Source organism: Variovorax sp. P2_H12 (assembly GCF_056403395.1).
The window spans coordinates 73,178-92,672 of sequence record NZ_JBFUFO010000020.1; the positions used below are offsets into that span (position 1 = coordinate 73,178).

Here is a 19,495-nt window from a genome sequence, read left to right on the forward strand (position 1 = left end):
CTGGCGCGTGCGCGCTGCGTGCCTGTGGGTCATCGCCGTCCCCGCTGGAGGAAGGCCACGACGATGATGACGAACCCCTGTACAGCCGCATTCAGGTAGACGCTGATGATGCTGGTGAGGTTGAGGATGTTGCTGATCGCCGAGAGCAGAACGGCGCCCACCACGGTGCCGACGATGCGTCCCTGGCCTCCCTTGAGGGCGGTGCCGCCAACGATGACCGAGGCAATCGCCTCCAGTTCCCACAAGAGGCCTGTGGTCGGCGACGCCGAACCCAGCCGCGGCACGTACAGCAGCGTCGCGATGCCCACGCAGATGCCCAGCAGCATGTAGGTCAGGATCTTGATGCGGTCCACCGCCACGGCGGCGTAGCGCGCGACCTGCTCGTTGGATCCGATGGCCTGCACATAGCGTCCGTAGCTTGTGCGGTTGAGCAACATGCCCCCTGCCAGCGCCACCGCGACGAACACCCAGATGGGTATGGGTATGCCCATCCAGCTGCCGTAGTAGACCGGGCCGTAGGCATCGGCCAGCGTACCGTCGAGCGTGATGGCGCCGCCGTCGGAGAAATAGGTCAGGTAGGCGCGGAAGATGCCGAGCGTGCCGAGCGTGACGATGAAGGGCTCGATCCGCCCCTTGGTGATCAGCAGCCCGTGCGCCAGGCCGAAGGCGGCACCCAGGAGGAGGGCGGTGGCCATGCCGATCAGTACCGCCGGCAAGGTTCCGCCGACATGGGGCGCCACCCAGTTCATCACCAGAATCACGCTGCCGGCGATGAGCGCGGCCATGGAGCCGACGGACAGGTCGATGCCGCCCGAGATGATCACGAAGCTCATGCCAACGGCGATGATGCCGATGAAGGCCGTCCGGGTGAGCACGTTCATTGCGTTGTCCCAGGTGGCGAAGTCCGGGTTCAGCAGCGTGCCGGCCAGGCACAGGGCGATCAACCCGACGAGCGGACCGAATTCCTGGATGCGGTGGCGCACCTTGCCGGCGCGGGCAGACGGCAGGCCCGCAGGGGCGTCGTGGACAGCGGTTTTCATGGTATCAGTGGGTTCCGGTCGCATGGGCGATGAGTTCCTCTTCGGTCAGCCGGTCGGCGTCGAGCGTGGCCTGGACAACACCCGATCGCATCACGACGACTCGATGGCATAGGCCGATCAGTTCGATCAGCTCGGAAGAAATGACGACCACGCCACGTCCTTCGGAGGCGAGTCGCTGGACAAGAAAATAGATGTCGCGCTTGGCGCCTACATCGACGCCTCGCGTGGGTTCGTCGAGCACCAGCACGCGCGGGCCGGGTTGCAGCACCTTGGCGATGGCCAGCTTCTGCTGGTTGCCGCCCGACAGTTCGCCGGCGACGGCGTCCGGATTGCGAGTGCGGATGCCGAATTCTTCGATCGCCCGCGTGAGTGCACGTCGTTCCGAGCGAGGATCCAGCCAAGGCCTGGCATGACGGGCGAGGTCCATCAGGGTCAGGTTGTCTTGCAGCGACATGCGGACGTGCAGTCCGCAGCCTTTGCGGTCTTCACTCAGGTAGGTCAGTCCGGCACGGGCCGCGTCGCGCGGATTGCGGAACCTGGCCGGACGGCCGCCCATATGCACCTCGCCGCCGGCGCGCGGGCGCAGGCCCATCAGGCCCTCGAACAATTCGGTGCGGCCGGCGCCCACGAGGCCGGCGAAGCCGAGGATCTCGCCCGGGCGAACGTCGAAGGTGGCGTTGCGCACCCAACCTGGGACACTGGCATTGCGCACCGAGAGAAGAGGCTCGGCGCCGCAGATGCGCGGCTGTTTCGGTGGGAACATGTCCGAGAGCTCGCGGCCCACCATCAGGTTGGCCATCGCCTGACGGCTGTGATCGCTGGTCGCGCCGCGCGCGACGAAGCGGCCGTCGCGCATGACCACGATCTCGTCGGTGACTTGTTCCACCTCGTCAAGCTTGTGCGAGATGTAGACGATCGTGACGCGCTGCTCGCGCAGGCGGCGCATCAGTGCAAAAAGGCGATTCGTCTCGCCAGGAGTGAGCGTGGCCGTGGGCTCGTCCATCACCAGCAACCGAGCGTTGCGCGACAGCGCCTTGGCGATCTCGACCAACTGCTTCTCCGCCACGATGAGATCGCGCACGCGCACGTCCGGGTCGACGTCAAGCCCGACCTGCGCCAGGGCCTCGCGTGTCGCTTGGCGCATGCTGGCCTCGTCGAGCAGCCAGCCGCGCCGGCGCTCGCGGCCCAGGAAGATGTTCTGCGTGACGGTCAGGTCTTCGGCGAGGTTGAACTCCTGATGGATGAGCACGATGCCGGCTTCTTCCGCATCGCGCGAGCTGGCAAACTGGCGCGCCGTGCCGTCGATCTCGAGCGAGCCGGCCGTCGGCGCCTCGTAGCCCGAGAGGATCTTCATCAGCGTGGACTTGCCCGCGCCGTTCTCGCCCAGCAGGCCCACGGTGCGGCCGGGCTCGAGCATGAAACTCACGCCGTGCAGGACGCGCACCGGCCCGAAGCTTTTTTCGATGGCGTCAAAGCGCACGTGCAGGCTCATGGCAGATCGACCCAGGATCCGCTGCCGGCCGAAGATCGGACGGCGGCCTCGATGAAGGCCATGCCGCGGATGCCGTCGTCGATGGTGGGGAAGACCACTTCGGCGGACGGCGTGCCGCCCTGGCGCGCAGCGCGGATGGCCTGTGCGATCTCGCCATAAAGTGTGGCGAAGCCTTCCAGGTACCCCTCGGGGTGCCCCGAAGGCAGGCGAGTGACGCGCGCGGCATCGGCATTGGCGCTGCCGGTGCCGCGAGAGATGATCTGCACCGGCTGGCCGAAGGGTGACCACTTCAGCTGATTGGGATGTTCCTGATGCCATTCGAGGCCGCCCTGGCTGCCGTAGATGCGCAGCCGCAGCCCGTTCTCGTTGCCCGGGGCGACCTGACTGGCCCACAGCATGCCGCGAGCACCCCCCGCATAGCGCAGCAGGACCCGCACGTCGTCATCGAGAGCGCGGCCCGGCACGAAGGTGCTGAGTTCGGCGCACAGGGCCTGGGGCGCCAGGCCGCTGACGAAGCCGGCGAGCTGGTAGGCGTGCGTGCCGATGTCGCCGATGCAGCCACCCGCTCCCGCGCGCCGCGGGTCGGTGCGCCAGGCGGCCTGCTTCTGGCCCGTGCCTTCGAGCGCTTCGGTCAGCCAGTCCTGCAGGTACTCCACCTGCACGAGTCGCAGCGTGCCGAGCCGACCGTCCTGAACCATGCGGCGCGCGTGCCGAACCATCGGGTAGCCGCTGTAGTTGTAGGTCACCGCGAAAAGGCGCCGGCGCTCGCGCGCCAGGGAGCGCAGGTGCAGCGCTTCCTCCAGCGTGGTGGTGACCGGCTTGTCGCAGATCACGTGGATGCCGGCCTCCAGGAAGGCCTCGGCGACCGGCGCATGCTGGTCGTTGGGCGTGACGATGGCGACGGCCTCGATGCCATCGGCGCCGCGGGCGGCCTCTTCGCGCGCCATGGTGCGGTAGTCGGAGTAACCGCGCGGCAGGGCCAATGCCTTGGCCGAGCGCTGCGACTTCTCCGGCGTGGACGACAGCGCGCCGGCCTGCAGCACATAGTGATCGTCGAGCCTCGCGGCAATGCGGTGCACCGCGCCGATGAAGGCGCCCTCGCCACCGCCGACCATGCCCAGCCTGACGCGCGCGTCGGGGCTGGCCGCGCCGCTCGTGGAAGCCTCGATGGTCACGCAGCGCCTCCTTGCAAACCGAGCATGCGCCGCAGTTGCTGCGAGTCGGTGTCGCCGCCGGCGAAGTCGTCGAAGGCTTTCTCGGTCACGCGGATGATGTGGTTGCGGATGAACTCGGCCCCTTCGGCGGCGCCCGCTTCAGGGTGCTTGAGGCAGCATTCCCACTCAAGCACCGCCCAGCTGTCATAGCCGTACTGCGCCATCTTGGAGAAGATGGCGCCGAAGTCCACCTGGCCGTCACCCAGAGAGCGGAAGCGACCGGCGCGGTCGATCCAGGGCTGGTAGCCCGAGTACACGCCCTGGCGCCCGGTGGGGCGAAACTCCGCGTCCTTGATGTGCAGCGCCTTGATCCGCTCGTGGTAGATGTCGATGAAGGACAGGTAGTCGAGTTGCTGCAGCACGAAGTGCGAGGGGTCGTAGTTGATGCAGCAGCGCGGATGCTGGTCAACGCGGTCGAGGAACATCTCGAAGGTGGTGCCGTCGAACAGGTCCTCGCCTGGATGCAGTTCAAAGCACACGTGGCAGTCGGCTTCGTCGAAGGCGTCGAAGATCGGCCGCCAGCGCCGAGCCAGTTCGTCGAAGGCGGTCTCGATGAGACCGGCCGGACGCTGCGGCCACGGATAGAGATAGGGCCAGGCCAACGCGCCGGGAAAGCTCACGTTGCTCTTGAGTCCCAGGTTGGCCGAGGCCTTGGCCGACAGCAGCATCTGCTCGACCGCCCAGGCTTGGCGCGCTTGAGGGTTGCGCCGCACGGCCTCGGGAGCGAAGCCGTCGAAGGCCTCGTCGTAGGCCGGATGCACAGCCACCAGCTGGCCCTGGAGGTGGGTGCCCAGTTCGGTGATCTCCACGCCGTTCTCGCGAGCGATGCCGCGCACCTCGTCACAGTAGGTTTTGGATTCGGCGGCTTTCGAGAGGTCGAAGATGCGCCCATCCCAAGAGGGGATCTGCACGCCCTTGAAGCCCAGGCTGCCGGCCCAACGGGTGATCGACGCCCAGGAGTCGAAGGGCGCGGCATCGCTCGCGAACTGGGCCAGGTAGATGCCGGGGCCTTTGATATTGGTCGCCATGTCTCGCTCCTTTCTTCTTGCGGATCAATGGGGTTCAGAAGTAGCTGCTGACGAGATGCTCGAGACGTTCCTGCTGGCCCGAGCGGGGCTCCGGGTTCAGCGCGAGTCGCTCGGCCTCTCCCGCCAGGTCTTCGAGGGAGCATCCCCCGCGGAGGATCGACTGGCCTGCCGGCTGATTCCAGCCCGCATAGCGACGGTCGACGTGGCTCTGGAGCGCACCGTCGAGCACCATCTGTTCGGCAACCAGCAACCCATGGGCACACAGGTCCATCGCCGTCGCGTGTCCCCAGACCAGATCGTCCGGGTCGATCGACTGGCGGCGCAGCTTGGCGTCGAAGTTCAGACCCCCGCTGCCGATGCCGCCTCCCTTCATGACCTCGTAGAGGGCCGCCGCGACATGCTGGAGATTGTTGGGGAACTGATCCGTGTCCCAGCCGAGCTGCTCGTCACCGCGGTTCATGTCGAGAGAGCCGAAGATGCCCAGTGCCTGTGCCAAGGCGATCTCGTGCTCGAAGGTGTGGCGCGCAAGCAGTGCATGGTTCTGCTCCAGGTTGACCTTGACCTCCCCCTCCAGTCCGTTGGCCTTCAGAAAGCCGTAGACGGCCGCGACGTCGTAGTCGTACTGGTGCTTGGTCGGCTCGGCGGGCTTGGGCTCCAGCAGAATCTGCCCCTTGAAGCCGATCTTGTGCTTGTGCTCCACCACCAGGTTCAGGAAGCGCCCCATCTGGGTCAGCTCTCGCTTCAGATGGGTGTTGAGCAAAGTCTCGTAGCCTTCCCGGCCGCCCCACAGCACGTAGTTGGCCCCGCCCAGCCGGTGGGTGACCTCCAGGGCGTGCTTCACCTGCGCCGCGGCATAGATGAAGACGTCGGGATCCGGATTGGTCGCGGCGCCCGACATGTAGCGGCGATGCGAGAAGAGGTTGGCAGTGCCCCACAGCAGCTTGACGCCCGTTTCGGCCATCTTGCCTTCGAAGACCTCGGCAATGCGGCTCAGGTTCGAGTTGGACTCTGCGAGCGTTGCGCCCTCCGGTGCGGCATCGCGGTCATGAAATGTGAAGAACGGAGCGTCGACGAGGCGAAAGAGTTCGAACGCCACATCGGCCTTGTGAAGGGCTTGGGCCATTGGATCGGCGTGCATGTGCCAGGGCCGCTGAAAGGTCGCTTCGCCAAACGGATCCGTGCCCGACCAGACGAAGCTGTGCCAGTAGCACACCGCGAAGCGGAGCTGCTCTTCCATCCGCTTGCCCAGGACGATCCTGTCCTTGTCGTAGTAGCGGTAGGCGAACGGTTCGTCGGGATGGGGGGTGAAGCCGGTGCCGTGGTACGCGATGGGCTTGTTGAAACTGAAATAGGGTGCGTAGCCCGTGGCCGTGGAATGGGTGGTCATGGTGTCTCTAAGTCACAGAGGAAGTTGAAGGGACCTGCCGCACGCATTCGTAGAGCTGCTGCCAGCGGGCAAACGATTCGTCGTGTCGGCGTGCCCGACGCGCGTCGGGCTCGAAGGTCCGCAGACGTGGTGGCTTGGCAAACAGCCTCTCGCCGTCGATCGCGGCCCGCGCAAGCCGCGCGGCGCCCAGTGCGCATCCGTGCTGGGAGCCTTCCACTTGGCAAAGCGGCATCTCCAGCACATCCGCCAGGATCTGGCTCCACAGGGCGGACTGTGCGCCCCCGCCGATGAGGTCGGCCTGCGTCAATGTGGTGCCCGCCGCGGCAAGGGCGTCACGGGCATCGCGAAAGGCATAGGCGACGCCCTCGAGCACCGCTCGCGTCATCGCGCCACGATTCGTATCGGCGGCCAGGTGCACAAAGCCACCACGCACGCGGACGTCGTTGTGCGGCGTGCGTTCTCCCGAAAGGTAAGGCGCAAACCAGCAGGCGGCGCCGCCGACGTCCGCGTCTTCGGCTTCGCTGAGCAGCACCTCTTCTCGTTGTCCCACAACCTTGGCCCACCACGACAACGAGGCCGCGGCTGAAAGCAGCACGCCCATTTGGTGCCAGGTATCCGGAATGGCGTGGCAGAACGCATGCACGGCCCGATGCGCTGCCGGTGCGAAGCCCGCCGTCGTCGCCCACAGAACGCCAGAGGTTCCGATCGACAGGAAGGCATCGCCGGGCGCGACGGCCCCCACCCCGACAGCCCCTGCGGCGTTGTCGCCCGCGCCGCCGGCAACGATCGGCGCCTGGGCGAAGCCCCACCGAGCCACCAGCTCCGCTCGAAGCTGACCCGCCGGTTCGGTGCCCTCGACCAAGCGGGGCATGTGACCGATGCCGAGCTCGCATGCAGCCAAGAGCGGCTCGGACCACCGGCGAGCGCCGACGTCGAGCCAAAGCGTGCCTGAAGCGTCGGACATGTCGTCGGCGAATTCGCCGCTGAGCATCCAGCGCAGCCACGCCTTGGGCAGGAGGACCTTGCTGATGCGGGCAAATACCTCCGGCTCGTGCTCGCGCAGCCACAAGAGCTTGGGCGCGGTGAAGCCCGGCATCGCGGGGTTGCCGGTACGGGCTCGCAGCTTCAGTGCCGGGGCTTCCAGCACCTGGCACTGCGCAGCGCTGCGCCCATCGTTCCAGAGGATGCAGGGGCGCAAGACTTCATCGTCTGCTCCCAGCAAAGTGGCCCCGTGCATCTGGCCCGACAGCCCGATGGCCCGCACTGCAGCGAGTTCCTTCGGATGCTCGGCCCTGAGCGCGTCAAGGCAATCGCAGGTCGCGGCCCACCATTTGGCGGGATCCTGCTCCGACCAACCCGGATACGGCCGGCTGGTTTCCAAAGCTGCGCTCGCAACGGCCAGCGGCCGATCGTCCTCGAGCAACAACGCCTTGACGCCGGACGTACCCAGATCGATGCCGAGGGTGATCACGGCAGGTTGTCCTTGAGGTAGACGTCGATTCGGATGCGCTCGCGATCCGCATCAACGGGCTCCTGCGTTGACCGCGCGACGGCCAAGCGCAATGCCGAGCGAATCTCGTGGCCGGCGTCCTGATTGATGACCGCATCCATCGTGCCATCGAGCAGGTCCGCGCGAGCCGCCGGCGTGAGTTCGTGTCCGACGAACATGATGGCGCGCGCGCGGCCGCTTGCCTTGAGGGCGGAAGAAATGCCGGCGTTGCCCGCGCCGACGCTGTAGATCGCGGTCAGGTTCGGATGCCGGGAGAGCAGCTCGCGCGTCAGGGCTGCGTTGAGCTCTGTCGAATCCTTGCCTTCCACCGGCGGCAGGACCGTGAGTTGCGGGTACTCCGCCGCCATCACCTGACTGAAGCCGAAGCTCCGCTCCGCGTGATCTCGCAGCGACAGGCTGCCGACGATCACGCCTATCTCGCCGCGGGCCCCTCTGCCCGAGAATCGGCCGATGAGAGTGCCGGCAGTCCGCCCCGCAGCGACGTTGTCGATGCCCACGAAATGGCTCCTGCGCGACTTGGGTACGTCGGAGACCAAGGTGATGACCTGGCAGCCCACGGTTGCAAGATGATCCACAGCGCTTTGGACCAGCGGATGGTCCAGCGCCATGACGACGATGGTCTCGCACTGGCCCTCAAGCGACAGCAGCAGTTGCGCCAAGTGCTGCGGTTCGAACACGTCCACTTCATGCGTGCGCGCGCTCACGCGGTGATCGGCCATCCACGCGGCGTTCTCGGCCACCTGCTCCTGCAGCATCTTGACGAAGGTATTGCTGCCAGAAGGGAAGACGAAGCACACCCGATGCGGCTGCGTGCGAGCGAGCCGGGCGGCCGCCGGATCGGGCCGGTACTGCAGTCTGGCGACTGCTTCCTGCACACGAGCGATCGAGCGCGCATGGACGCCAGGACGATTGTTCAGTACCCGATCGGCCGTGGCCAGGCTGACATCGGCCGCGCGAGCGACGTCGCTCAGCGTGGCGCGAATCGGCGGGTTGATGGTTTCCTTCGGCATGGGCGTGATTATGAGGTACGTACCTCATAAACGCCATGGTGTTTTTACCGATGCCGAAACTATTGATGAGCATTACCAATCAGCCAGCGCGGGAGATCATCAGGACCAAAATGACGGGCGTACATCAAAAAGGTCGTCGGATTGCTTGGGACCGTGCGGGCTGGCCCCTCAGGCAAGCCGCGTGGCTGGGCCGCCAGCACGACTGGCGCACAAAACGCCTCGACCGCGAATCGGTCTTCGTCGACATCCAGCGGCCGGCAACGCATGACCGACTCGTGGAGTCCCCGGGACCGCCACGAGTTGCGCTCAGTTCAAAGTTGAATCCGATCGATCTTCGCGCCTTGCAGCGATATGCCGGCTTCCAGCCCGACGTTGGTGAGCACGAAACCCACCACTGGCTGCTGGACGGTGTTGGTGTCGATGTTTCCCGTGGCGCCGATGGTTGCGAGCGCCACCGTGGCGTCCGCGCCGACAGTCCAGCCCTGGCTGCTGCGGAACTTATCCAGTGCTTGCTGCGTGGTGAACAGGTAGATGACCGCCTTCGACTGCGCGCCCGCCTGGAAACCGAGCGACCCCGCGGTGGTACTGTAGTAAGCCTCGGTGCGTCCGCCCACGCGGAGCGCACCGCGACCGTATTGAGCGCCGACAAAGAAGCTCGCGTCGACCACGGCCGGAAACACCAGCACCCCCCTGGATTTGGCCACCAACTCGCGCGAGCCCGCAACATTGGTGTAGAGCTTCGAGAGCGTCTCATTGACCTGGGCTTCGATCGACGCACGCGAAGACGTGCTGCTCGCGCTCTCACCCTTCATGGTCGTCGTGCAACCGACGAAAGCGAGGCCCGCCACCGCAACGGCGGCGGCACGCATGGCTGTTCTGAAGCAGGGGTACATGGCGGCTCCTTCGTGGCTATGCTTCCGGCGCTAGCTTGGCGATGCGAGCCATGCGCCTTCGTCAATGATAGGCAGGCCAAAGTGCCTCCAAGCCCACTGTGGAAGCGCACCTACACGGATTCGAGGCATCGGCGAAGTCGTTTGTGAGATTGCCCACGACCCGACCGGGCGCGTCTTTTTTCATGAAGGACGACGCCGCCGCCTACACGCGTACAGCCCAAAGCCTGATGGCACGAATGCGCCATCCGCTGCATACCTTCAAAGCCAGTCATCCCCGCCTGTCCGCTGGGACGGGCCAGTCGTTGGGCAGCAGCCTCGCCCTGGCTCCACGACAGCGGCCCGCGCCCTTGTCTGACAGATTGTTGCAACGGTCAGGCGTAGCGTTCCAGGCTTTCGACCTCATCAGGAAGGAGGATCGCCATGAAATCCGAGCAGGCAGAAATGGGTAAGAGCGAGAGCGCCGGCGACGGCAAGCCTGCCTACGGCATCGGCGCCGCGCCTCCTCGCGTGGACCGAATGGATGACTTCCTGCGGCGAGGTCGACCGTGAACCCGCGGCGCGACCTGGTCGTGATCGGTGCGGTCGAAGGGGAACTGCCGACCTTGTCGACACTCCTGAATGCGCTGCCGACCATTTTCCACGCGGCCATCCTCGTGGCGCTGCGCACCCATTCGCAGAGTGTCCAGACGCTGGTCCGCATCATGGATGGCTATTCGTCCATGCCGGTGAGCTATGCGTGCGAAGGTCGCTTCGCCCGAGTCGGCCATGTCTATCTGCCGCCGGCGGGCAAGGGCCTCGTCATCCGGCCGGAGGGCGTGATGGGGCTGGACGATCGGGACACGACGTCGATCGGAATGCGCCCCATCGACCGCCTTTTCAGCTCTGCTGCCGCGACCTGCGGCCAGCGTGTGATCGGGGTGCTGCTCGCAGGCAGTGAGGGCGAGGGCTCGCTGGGCATGAGCGCGATCCAGGAGGCCGACGGCGTGGCGGTCGTGCAGGATGCGGCCGAGGCTGCGGCGCCCGTGTGCCCGCTGCACGCGATGAACCCCCAACGTCCGCACAGCGTCGTGCCGCTGACCGGGATTGCACCGCTTCTCGCGACGCTGGTCGAAGGGTGACGCAGCGGACCGAAGGCAGGCCATGGAAATCCACAATGCCCGAGTGCCGCAGACTCTTCCTGCCTTCCGGCCCTTGGCCGGCATCTATGAGCCGTCCGCGATCCAGCAGTTGCCGGACGGGCGCTTTCTTGTGGTTGAGGACGAAAAAGACCACCCCTTCAGTTTGGTCACGATGGGCGCTGACGGAAGCGTTGGCAGTGCACCCCTGACTGCCGGGCTGTTTCAAATCTTCAGCGACTTCTGGAAGCTCGACGATCTTGAAGGACTTGCGCTGGACCGATCGGGATTCGTGTACGCCATCACCTCGCATTCTCGTGACGACGATGGCAACGAGAAGAAGTCGCGCGAACGGCTGGTCCGCTTCCGAGTCGACGGCCATCGCGTGGTCGAGCCCAAGGTCGTGCACGGACTCAAGCGCGCCTTGACGATGGCATATCCGTTGCTGGCCTCGGCGGCCGAGATCCGGGACGTCAAGGACGCCGGAGGGCTCAACATCGAGGCGTTGGAGATGTGCCCGGACCAGCAGCGGCTGCTGATCGGCTTTCGAAGCCCGCTGCACGAAGGTCGCGCGATCATCGCCAGCGTCGAAAATCCGGCTGCACTCTTCGATGATGACGCGCCGCCTCGGCTGGCCGCCGACCTCAGCGAACTGGATCTGGGCGGCCATGGCATCCGCGGTCTTTCCTACATGCCTTCGCTCGGTGCGTACCTGGTGGTCAGCGGGCCGATGTCGCGCGAAGGCGGCGAGTTCTCGCTCTGGCGCTGGAACGGCCAGCCGCACGGGTCTGCGCGTCGCGTCACCATTCCCGGTCTGCCAGGCCTCGCGCGCGCAGAGGGAGTGTGTCCAGCCGTCGTCGACGCAGGACCAGGAATCATCGTCGTCAGCGACGACGGCAGCCGCCGTGAAGGACGCCCTGCCAGTTTTCTGCTGTTGGGCATCGATCACCTTCGATTCGACTGAGAGAACGGTCGGCTCGGCGTTGCGGCAGAATTCGCTTCAAAGCCGATGCCTTCGGTGGAGAAGCCCATGGCTGTATTGCTGAGCGAGATCCAGTGGAGCGACCCGGTCCTGTCGGTGGCGCACGATGTGGCGTGGGAAGCCGAACTCAAGCGCCGCGGCGCACAGGTCCTCGAGGTAGACCGCCGGGTCGCTCCCAGCCGATGGCTGCGCGAGGCGGCCTACGAGGCAACGAACTACGTGCCGGTCACCCTGTCGGAGCGGCTGCAGCGCATCGGCAGCATGGTGACGGCGCAGGAAAATTCGTGTCGATACTGCTATGGCGCGAACCGTGCCTACATGAAGGTGCTGGGCTATTCCGAGTCTTTCATCCAGCAGGTCGAACGCGACGTGCAGACGGCCGAGCTGGACGAGAAGGAACGCGCCTACATCGCCTTTTGCCGCAGTCTGGCCCGATCGAGGCCCCGCCCGGCTGCGGCCGAGCGTGCCGCCCTGCTTGAGCTCGGCTATACGCCGGTGCAAGTCTGCGAGATGGCCTTTGCGATCTCGCTCGGGTGCTTCTACAACCGCGTGAGTACGCTGCTGGCGTGTCCGCCCGAACAGAAGTTCGAACGCATGGCCAACGGACCGTTCCGCTGGGTGCTCGCGCTCGCGATACCGTTGATGAAGAAGTTCTCCCCAGGCAGGCCGGAGGAGGCGGTGCCGGATCGGGCTGCGTTGGCTGCCGGCCCCTTTGGCGTGGTCGTGGCGCCGCTCGCCGGTCTGCGTGCAGGCAGCGTCATGAAGGCGGCGCTCGACGGCGCATTCGACTCGGGGGTGCTGAGCCGCAACGCCAAGGCCCTGATGTTCGCAGTGATCGCGCGCACACTCGGCTGCCCGCATAGCGAAGCCGCGGCGACCCAGCTGCTGCTGGAAGAGGGCCTGAGCCAGGCCGAGTTCGAAGGCGCGATGGCGACGCTTCGTTGCCCCCGCCTGGCACTGCGCGAAGCCGGCTTGCTGGCCTGGGCGCGCGACACGGTGTACTACGAGCCTTCGTCGATTCAGCGAAGGACGCGCGCCCTCGGTGAGGCACTGGGGGCCGACGCATTGCTGGAAGCCATCGGCGTGGCATCGCTGGCGAACGGGACCGTCCGGCTGGCGATGCTGCTGGAATGACGACGCTGGTGTGGGCCCTGGTCGCGGCCGGAGCCATCGCCCTCTCCACCTTGGCCGTACTCGTCCTGCGCGGCCGCCGCCAGAACGACCAGCTGGAGAAGCTGCTGCTGGCCGCCGACGACAAGCTGGAGAATTTGCAACGTCAGTTCGAGCGCTTCGTGCCGGCTGACGTGGTGGAGCGGCTCACCCGCACCGGCGACGCCTTCGTACCCGAGCGACGCCAGGTGACGATGTTGTTCGCCGACCTGCGAGGCTTCACGGCCCTGTGCGATCGCCTCGACCCCGCGATCACGGTGAACATACTCAACGACTATTTCCGCCACATGACGGTGGCCATCACGCATCATCACGGCCATGTCACCGAGTTCGTCGGCGACGGCTTGCTGGCCCTGTTCGGCGCCTTGGAATCCAATCCCTGGCAGGCGCGGGACGCCGTACTCGCCGCACTGGACATGCGCTCGGAGCTGGCGCGCTACAACGACACCCTGCGTCAGAAGGGCCTGCCTGAACTTCGCTTCGGCATCGGCATTCACGGTGGGGAAGTGGTGGCAGGCGTGATCGGGACCGCGGGCCTTTCGAAGTTCAGCGTGACCGGCGATCCGATCAACGTGGCCTCCCGGGTCGAATCGCTGACCGGCAAGTACGAAGTCGATCTGCTGATCACGGAGGAAATCCGTCGCGCGGTCGACGATCAGTTTCGCCTGCGCCCCATGCCGCCGGCCCTGGTCAAGGGCAAGGCGGAGCCGATCCAGACCTATTTCGTGCAGGCCGAGAAGTAGGGCGCGCTGTCGGCCAAGACTACAGCGACGAAACCAGTCTCCCCAGGCTCGACAGGGCCTGCTCGCTGCGCGCATCCCAGGTGTGGCCGTAGTTCAGCCGCAGGCAGTTCGTGAACGCGCGGCTGGCGGAGAAGATCGGTCCTGGCGCCACGCTGATGCCGAGCGACAGCGCATGGCGATGGACCTTCAGCGCGTCGATGCCCTCGGGGAGCTCGACCCACAGGAAGTAGCCGCCCGCGGGCCGGGTCGCCCGCGTGCCGCTCGGGAAGTGGTGTCCGACCGCCTCGGCAAAGGTGGCCTGCTGGGCCGCCAGCGTCTGGCGCAGCTTGCGCAGGTGCTTGTCGAAGCCGCCGCGCTCCAGGTAGAGCGCCATCGCGCGTTGCGCCGGCGCGGAGGCGCTCAGCGTGGTCGTCAGCTTCTGGCGCGCGACCGACTTCACGAAGCGCCCGGGCGCCGCCCAGCCGATGCGGTAGCCGGGCGCCAGGCATTTCGAGAACGAGGAGCAGTGCATGACCAGGCCCTGGGTGTCGAAGGCCTTCGCGGGCGCCGGACGCTTGTCGCCGAAATAGAGCTCGGCATACACATCGTCCTCGATGAGCGGCAGTTGGTGGCGCGCGAGCAGTTCCACCAGCGCCTTCTTCTTGGCCTCCGGCATCGAGCTCCCGAGCGGGTTCTGGAAGGTCGTCATCAGCCAGCACGCCTTCGGCTTGTGGCGCGAGATCGCATGCTCCAGGGCCGTGAGGTCGATGCCTTCGCGGGGGTGGGTCGGCACCTCGATGGCCTGCAGCCCCATGCGCTCGAGCGCCTGCAGCGCCGCATAGAAGGTGGGCGATTCGACGACCACCGAATCGCCGGGACGGGTCACGGCGGACAGGCACAGGTTGAGGGCTTCGAGCGCGCCGTTGGTGATGACGATCTCGTCCGTGTGCACGGGCATTCCGTCGGCCAGATAGCGCAGCGCGATCTGGCGGCGCAGCGCCTCGTTGCCCGGACTCAGGTCGTCCACCGTGCTCCAGGGGTCCAGCGACTGCGCGCTCGAGGCCATGGCCTGGCCGAGCCGCCCGAGCGGGAACAGCAACGGGCTCGGAAACGCCGAGCCGAAGGGAACCACATCGCGCGTCATGCTGGATTCGAGGATCTCGAACACCTGTTCGCTGACGTCGACCGCGATCGATTCGTCCCTGGGCTGCGAGGTCAGGTCCGGTTCGGGCGGTACCTGCCTGACGCCGGCCGAGACGTAGTAGCCCGACCGCTCCCTGGCCCGGATCAGGCCGCGGGCCTCGAGCAGGTAATAGGCCTGGAACACAGTGGACGCGCTGACGCCCCGGCTCTGGCTGGTGTGGCGCACCGACGCCAGGCGGTCGCCGGCATGCAGCACGCCGGTGCGGATCGACGCCTCGATGTCGGCGGCCAGCGCTTCGTAGAGCTTCATCAATGCCTCCCGGATGCAGCTCGCGACGGGCTGGCCCGGCGTGCGCTGATATGCAATTTCGTGGATTGTAGTGAAACGCATGAATGTGAGCTTGTCGGCCCGATTGCAGTGAAGGAGTGGCGGGTGGATCGCTATCTGATCTGCTTTTTGGTGAGGCAACTGGTGATTCACGATCTGATCCATGCGACCTAGGATCGTGGCCACGTTCTTCCCCGGCCCCGTGCCTGATCCTCGGGAAGACAGAAAGAGGACATGAACCCCACCGCCTTGCTGCTGGCCACCTTCCTGCTGTCGATCACCGGCCTGTTTGCATTCATCTGGTCGCTGCGCAAGGGCCTGTTCGATGCCGAATCGACCGGCGCGCGCACCATCTTCTCGGCCGGCGAGATCGGCCATCCCGAGGAGCCCTCGGCCAGCGCGGAACAGCAGCGCCGGCTGGCCGCCGTGACTGCGGGCCAGGCACCGCCGGCCCGGGGCATGGCGCCCAGCGAGGCGGCGGTCCGCGAGGCGGCCGACCGCTCCAGCGCGTTCCCGGCCTTCGTGCTCATCGGCTCGGCCGTGGTCTGGCTGCTGGTGGCTTCGGCCGCCGGCCTGCTGACCTCGCTGAAGCTCCACTGGCCCGACCTGATGACCGAGCAGGCCTGGCTCACGATGGGCCGCCTGCGCACCCTGCACCTCAATGCGGTGGCCTATGGCTGGGCGCCGCTGGGCCTGCTCGGCCTGGCGATCTGGATGCTGCCGCGCCTGCTCAAGACCCAGCTGATGGGCGGGCGCCTGGTGATCGTCGGCGCCGTGCTCTGGAACGCGGGCCTGATCGCCGGGCTGGGCGCGATCGCCATCGGCCTGAGCGCCGGCATGGAGTGGCTGGAGATCCCCTGGCAGATCGGCGGCCTGTTCGCCGTCGGCGGCATGCTGATCGGCCTGCCGATGGCGCTGATGCTGCAGCGGCGCCAGGTCCAGCATCTGTACGTGTCGGTCTGGTACATGGGCGCGGCGCTGTTCTGGTTCCCCACGCTCTACATCGTGGCCAAGATCCCCGGCGTGCACTTCGGGGTCGAGCAGGCGACGATGAACTGGTGGTTCGGCCACAACGTGCTGGGCCTGTTCTACACGCCGCTGTCGATCGCCTGCGTCTACTACTTCTTACCCAAGGTCATCGGCCGGCCGGTGCGCTCGTACAACCTGTCGCTGCTCGGGTTCTGGACCCTGGCCTTCTTCTACGGCCAGGTCGGCGCCCATCACCTGATCGGCGGACCGATCCCCGAGTGGCTGATCACGCTGTCGATCGTGCAGAGCGTGATGATGATCATCCCGGTGGTGGCCTTCTCGCTCAACCAGCACCTGACGCTGCAGGGCCACTTCAGCGCCCTCAAGCACTCCCACGTGCTGCGCTTCATCTTCTTCGGCGCCGTGATGTACACGCTGGCCTCGCTGCAGGGCTCGCTCGAAGCGCTGCGCTCGCTCAACGCGGTCACCCACTTCACGCACTTCACGGTGGCGCATGCGCACCTGGGCATGTACGGCTTCGTGTCGATGGTGATCTTCGGCGGTGTGTACTTTGCGCTGCCGCGCATCCTCGACACCCGCTGGCCGAAGCCCGCGCTGATCAGCCTGCACTTCTGGCTGGTGGTGGCCGGCTTCGCGGTCTACATGATCACGCTGAGCATCGGCGGCATCCTGCAGGGACTGATCCTGCTCGACCCGGCGCGCCCCTTCATGGACTCGGTCGCGGTCACGCTGCCCTGGCTCCAGGGCCGCTCCATCGGCGGCGCGCTGATGACGCTGGGCCACCTGGTGTTCGCGTGGCACGTCGCGCTGATCACCGCGCGCTCGGGCGTGTTCACGCAGACCGACCGCATCGCACTCCACACCTCGGCGGTCTGACACCATGGAAAACGAACTCAAGCTCGTGAGCGGCGCGATGGTGACGCTCTCGCTCGCCACCGCCGCGATGATCATCGTGCCCTTCCTGCAGCTCAAGGACGAGCCGGCGCCGCCGGCCCTCAAGCCCTACAGCAGCCAGGAACTGCGCGGCCGCACGGTCTACATGGCCAACGGCTGCATCGCCTGCCACACGCAGCAGCCCAGCACCACCGGCGCCGGTATCGCCGATGCGCAGCGGGGCTGGGGCCGCGCCTCGGTGGCCGGCGACTACCACTACGACGAGCCGCCGCTGCTCGGGACGATGCGCACCGGGCCGGACCTCTTCAACATCGGCGTGCGCCAGCCCAGCGCGGACTGGCACCTGGGCCACCTGTTCCAGCCGCGCGCCTACGTGCCGGGCAGCATCATGCCGTCGTATCCCTTCCTGTTCGAAGTGAAGAATGAAGGCAGCGCGGCCAAGGGCGAGCGCATCGTGGCGCTGCCGCCCGGTACCGTGCCGCTCGGCAAGACGGTGGTCGCCACGCCGGCGGCGCTGGATCTCGTGGCCTACCTGCAGGGCCTGCAGCGCGAGTACCCGGTGCTCACGCCGGCGCAGGCGGAGGCCGTCACGCGCATGCTGCCGGCGCGCCGCGGGCTCGAAGCGCCGGCCGCCGCCGACGCGTCGCCCGAAGTCCCCACAGGAAAGAACAACGATGAAGCAGCCCCAGCAAAGCCGTAGCAGCGAGCACGCCGATCCGCACGAGCAGTACAACCCGGTGCCGCGGGTGGTGCTGGGCCTGGCGCTGGCGCTCGTGGTGTGGGCCGTCGGCTACATCCTGCTGGCCAGGCCCGATGGCCTCGCGGGACTGGGCGACCAGCGCGCGCCGGCCACCCTGGCCAAGGGGGCGGCGCCGGTGCAGGGAGGCACCGTCGACGGGCGCCAGCTGTTCGTCGCCAAATGCCAGGCCTGCCACCAGGCGGCCGGGCAGGGGCTGCCGGGCGTCTTCCCGCCGCTGGCGAATGCGTCGTGGGTCAAGGGGCCGGCCGAGATCCCGATCCAGATCGTGCTGCACGGGCTGAATGGTCCGATCGAAGTCGCCGGCACGACCTACAACGGCTCGATGCCCGCCTTCGGGGAGCAGATGAACGACGCCGAGCTGGCCGCGGTGCTGAGCTTCATCCGCGCCGAATGGGGCAATGCCAGCGCCGCGGTGGACGCGGCGGCGGTGCAGGCCGCGCGCAAGGCCAGCGCGGAGCGCACGCAGCCCTGGCCGGGCATTGCCGAACTGCAGAAGTTCGTGGCGTCGGCCGGCGGGACGCCGCCGTGATGCGCGGCTGGCGCACGCTGGCGTCGACGGCCATCGTGGCCGTCGCGGCGCTGTCTGCGTTCACGGCCGTGACCCATGGCTTCGCCGCCGTGACCTCGGACGGCGTGAGGCGCGCCGAGCTCGCGAGTGCGCCGCGCACGCTGCCCGCGATCGGATTGATCGACGCCGGCGGCAAGCCGCTGGCGTTGAGCGACTACGGCCGGCCCGCGCGGCGGGTCACCTTCGTCACGCTGGCCTATGTGCGCTGCCAGTCCGTGTGCCTCACCAGCGTCGCGGGGCAATCCTGGCTGCAGGGCGAGATCCAGGCGCGCGGGCTCGGCGACCGGGTGAGGCTGCTCACGCTCAGCTTCGATCCGGCCAACGACACGCCGCAGGTGCTGGCCGAACAGGCGCGGCGGCTGGACGCCGACCCCGCGGTCTGGCGCTTTGCCGGCGTCGGCGATCCTGGCCAGCTGCGGGCCATGCTGGACCTGTTCGGCGTCGTCGTGCTGCCGGACGGGCAGGGCGGCTATTCGCACAACGCGGCGCTGTTCCTGATCGGCGAGGACGGCCGGCTGAGCCGCGCCTATGACATCGATCGCCCGGACATCGCGCTGGCCGACTACCTGCGCAGCGCCGGAGGCGCATGAGCATGGCGAGGCGCTGGAGCCACCCACTGCGCGAGCTCGTTCCGGGCCTGCTGCTGGCCGGCCTGGCGGCTGCGCACCCCTGGCTCGAACACACGATGGCGCGCCACATGGGCCTCGAGCTGCCCGCCTTGTTCCTGCTCGGCGGGTTCGCGGCCGCCCGGGCCGGAGACGGCCTGAGCCGCGCCATCGGCCGCTGGAACGCCCACGGGCTGCCGGGCCTGCTGTTCGCGCTGTGCGTGACCGGGTTCTGGATGGTGCCGGCGGCGCTCGACCTGGCCGTGCTGCACACGGGCGTGGCCGTCGCCAAGGTCGCGAGCCTGGTCGCCGCGGGGCTGCTGCTGCGCGCGTCCTGGGCCCGCGCCGGAACCGTGCTGCAGGCCTTCATCGTCCTCAACTGGTTCTGGATGACCCTGGCCGCGGGCCTGATGTACCAGGAAGCGCCGCAGCAGTTGTGCAGCGTGTACCTGGTCGACCAGCAGGGGCAGGCCGGCCGTGCGATGGTGGCCTGGGCGTCGGCGGGGCTGGCCGTCTGGCTGTGGGTTGTCGCCCGCTCTTCGTGGCGTTCGGAAGACGTCGCGGTGGGGCAGGTGCCTTCGCTGGCGCCATGGTCGATGTGCGACCAGGGCTGAGCCGGGCACCCATGCAAATCAACGCCTTGT

The 19,495-nt window shown here is 67.2% G+C and carries 19 protein-coding genes; 10 read left to right on the forward strand and 9 right to left on the reverse strand.

Annotated features, from left to right (window positions below; all coding sequences use genetic code 11):
- Nucleotides 1-29: 29 nt before the first annotated feature.
- The 8 genes from AC1DYK_RS16045 to AC1DYK_RS16080 form a co-directional block, all read right to left on the reverse strand.
- Nucleotides 30-1,064 carry an ABC transporter permease gene (locus AC1DYK_RS16045; protein ID WP_478167221.1) on the reverse strand — a complete coding sequence of 345 codons (1,035 nt, stop codon included), beginning with the start codon at nt 1,062-1,064 and terminating at the stop codon, nt 30-32.
- Complete coding sequence (locus AC1DYK_RS16050; protein ID WP_478167222.1) at nt 1,045-2,532, reverse strand: sugar ABC transporter ATP-binding protein; 1,488 nt, start codon at nt 2,530-2,532, stop codon at nt 1,045-1,047. Before AC1DYK_RS16050 ends, AC1DYK_RS16045 begins: the two co-directional genes overlap by 20 nt.
- Nucleotides 2,529-3,707, reverse strand: a complete 1,179-nt coding sequence (locus AC1DYK_RS16055) for a Gfo/Idh/MocA family protein (protein ID WP_478167223.1) — start codon at nt 3,705-3,707, stop codon at nt 2,529-2,531. Before AC1DYK_RS16055 ends, AC1DYK_RS16050 begins: the two co-directional genes overlap by 4 nt.
- Complete coding sequence (locus tag AC1DYK_RS16060) at nt 3,704-4,774, reverse strand: sugar phosphate isomerase/epimerase family protein (protein ID WP_478167224.1); 1,071 nt, start codon at nt 4,772-4,774, stop codon at nt 3,704-3,706. The genes AC1DYK_RS16055 and AC1DYK_RS16060 overlap by 4 nt, the downstream gene beginning before the upstream one ends.
- A 34-nt stretch (nt 4,775-4,808) precedes the next feature.
- Nucleotides 4,809-6,161 carry a xylose isomerase gene (gene xylA / locus AC1DYK_RS16065; RefSeq protein WP_478167225.1) on the reverse strand — a complete coding sequence of 451 codons (1,353 nt, stop codon included), beginning with the start codon at nt 6,159-6,161 and terminating at the stop codon, nt 4,809-4,811.
- A gap of 7 nt (nt 6,162-6,168) precedes the next feature.
- Nucleotides 6,169-7,632 carry a xylulokinase gene (gene xylB / locus AC1DYK_RS16070; RefSeq protein ID WP_478167226.1) on the reverse strand — a complete coding sequence of 488 codons (1,464 nt, stop codon included), beginning with the start codon at nt 7,630-7,632 and terminating at the stop codon, nt 6,169-6,171.
- On the reverse strand, nt 7,629-8,681 hold the full coding sequence (locus tag AC1DYK_RS16075) for a LacI family DNA-binding transcriptional regulator (RefSeq protein ID WP_478167227.1): 1,053 nt from the start codon (nt 8,679-8,681) through the stop codon (nt 7,629-7,631). Before AC1DYK_RS16075 ends, xylB begins: the two co-directional genes overlap by 4 nt.
- 311 nt (nt 8,682-8,992) lie before the next feature.
- Nucleotides 8,993-9,574 carry a BPSL1445 family SYLF domain-containing lipoprotein gene (locus tag AC1DYK_RS16080; RefSeq protein WP_478167228.1) on the reverse strand — a complete coding sequence of 194 codons (582 nt, stop codon included), beginning with the start codon at nt 9,572-9,574 and terminating at the stop codon, nt 8,993-8,995.
- A gap of 420 nt (nt 9,575-9,994) precedes the next feature.
- Here AC1DYK_RS16080 and AC1DYK_RS16085 point away from each other — a divergent pair, with 420 nt between their 5' ends.
- The 5 genes from AC1DYK_RS16085 (at nt 9,995) to AC1DYK_RS16105 (ending at nt 13,584) form a co-directional block, all read left to right on the forward strand.
- Nucleotides 9,995-10,123, forward strand: a complete 129-nt coding sequence (locus tag AC1DYK_RS16085) for a hypothetical protein (RefSeq protein ID WP_478167229.1) — start codon at nt 9,995-9,997, stop codon at nt 10,121-10,123.
- On the forward strand, nt 10,120-10,692 hold the full coding sequence (locus tag AC1DYK_RS16090) for a chemotaxis protein CheB (RefSeq protein ID WP_478167230.1): 573 nt from the start codon (nt 10,120-10,122) through the stop codon (nt 10,690-10,692). The genes AC1DYK_RS16085 and AC1DYK_RS16090 overlap by 4 nt, the downstream gene beginning before the upstream one ends.
- 22 nt (nt 10,693-10,714) lie before the next feature.
- Nucleotides 10,715-11,653 (forward strand): DUF3616 domain-containing protein, encoded by a 939-nt coding sequence (locus AC1DYK_RS16095; RefSeq protein ID WP_478167231.1) that lies wholly within the window; start codon nt 10,715-10,717, stop codon nt 11,651-11,653.
- 66 nt (nt 11,654-11,719) lie between these two features.
- Nucleotides 11,720-12,805 carry a carboxymuconolactone decarboxylase family protein gene (locus AC1DYK_RS16100; protein WP_478167232.1) on the forward strand — a complete coding sequence of 362 codons (1,086 nt, stop codon included), beginning with the start codon at nt 11,720-11,722 and terminating at the stop codon, nt 12,803-12,805.
- A complete protein-coding gene (locus AC1DYK_RS16105; RefSeq protein WP_478167233.1) occupies nt 12,802-13,584 on the forward strand; it encodes an adenylate/guanylate cyclase domain-containing protein in 783 nt (260 codons plus the stop codon). The genes AC1DYK_RS16100 and AC1DYK_RS16105 overlap by 4 nt, the downstream gene beginning before the upstream one ends.
- A 19-nt stretch (nt 13,585-13,603) precedes the next feature.
- Here the strand turns inward: AC1DYK_RS16105 and AC1DYK_RS16110 are convergent, their stop codons facing one another.
- On the reverse strand, nt 13,604-15,016 hold the full coding sequence (locus AC1DYK_RS16110) for an aminotransferase-like domain-containing protein (protein ID WP_478090250.1): 1,413 nt from the start codon (nt 15,014-15,016) through the stop codon (nt 13,604-13,606).
- Nucleotides 15,017-15,268: 252 nt separating this feature from the next.
- On the opposite strand from AC1DYK_RS16110, the gene AC1DYK_RS16115 reads away from it, so the two are divergent.
- From AC1DYK_RS16115 to AC1DYK_RS16135, 5 genes are read left to right on the forward strand one after another with little or no spacing between them, the layout of a single operon-like run.
- The gene (locus AC1DYK_RS16115; protein ID WP_478167234.1) at nt 15,269-16,900 is read left to right on the forward strand and encodes a cbb3-type cytochrome c oxidase subunit I; all 1,632 of its coding nucleotides are present in this window, start codon (nt 15,269-15,271) and stop codon (nt 16,898-16,900) included.
- 4 nt (nt 16,901-16,904) lie between these two features.
- Nucleotides 16,905-17,618, forward strand: coding sequence for a cbb3-type cytochrome c oxidase subunit II (locus AC1DYK_RS16120; RefSeq protein WP_478167235.1), 714 nt, complete (start codon nt 16,905-16,907; stop codon nt 17,616-17,618).
- On the forward strand, nt 17,593-18,207 hold the full coding sequence (locus tag AC1DYK_RS16125; protein ID WP_478167236.1) for a c-type cytochrome: 615 nt from the start codon (nt 17,593-17,595) through the stop codon (nt 18,205-18,207). The genes AC1DYK_RS16120 and AC1DYK_RS16125 overlap by 26 nt, the downstream gene beginning before the upstream one ends.
- Entirely contained in the window at nt 18,207-18,836 is a 630-nt protein-coding gene (locus tag AC1DYK_RS16130; RefSeq protein WP_478167237.1) for an SCO family protein, read from the forward strand. Before AC1DYK_RS16125 ends, AC1DYK_RS16130 begins: the two co-directional genes overlap by 1 nt.
- Nucleotides 18,833-19,465, forward strand: coding sequence for a hypothetical protein (locus AC1DYK_RS16135; protein WP_478167238.1), 633 nt, complete (start codon nt 18,833-18,835; stop codon nt 19,463-19,465). Before AC1DYK_RS16130 ends, AC1DYK_RS16135 begins: the two co-directional genes overlap by 4 nt.
- Nucleotides 19,466-19,495: the final 30 nt, after the last annotated feature.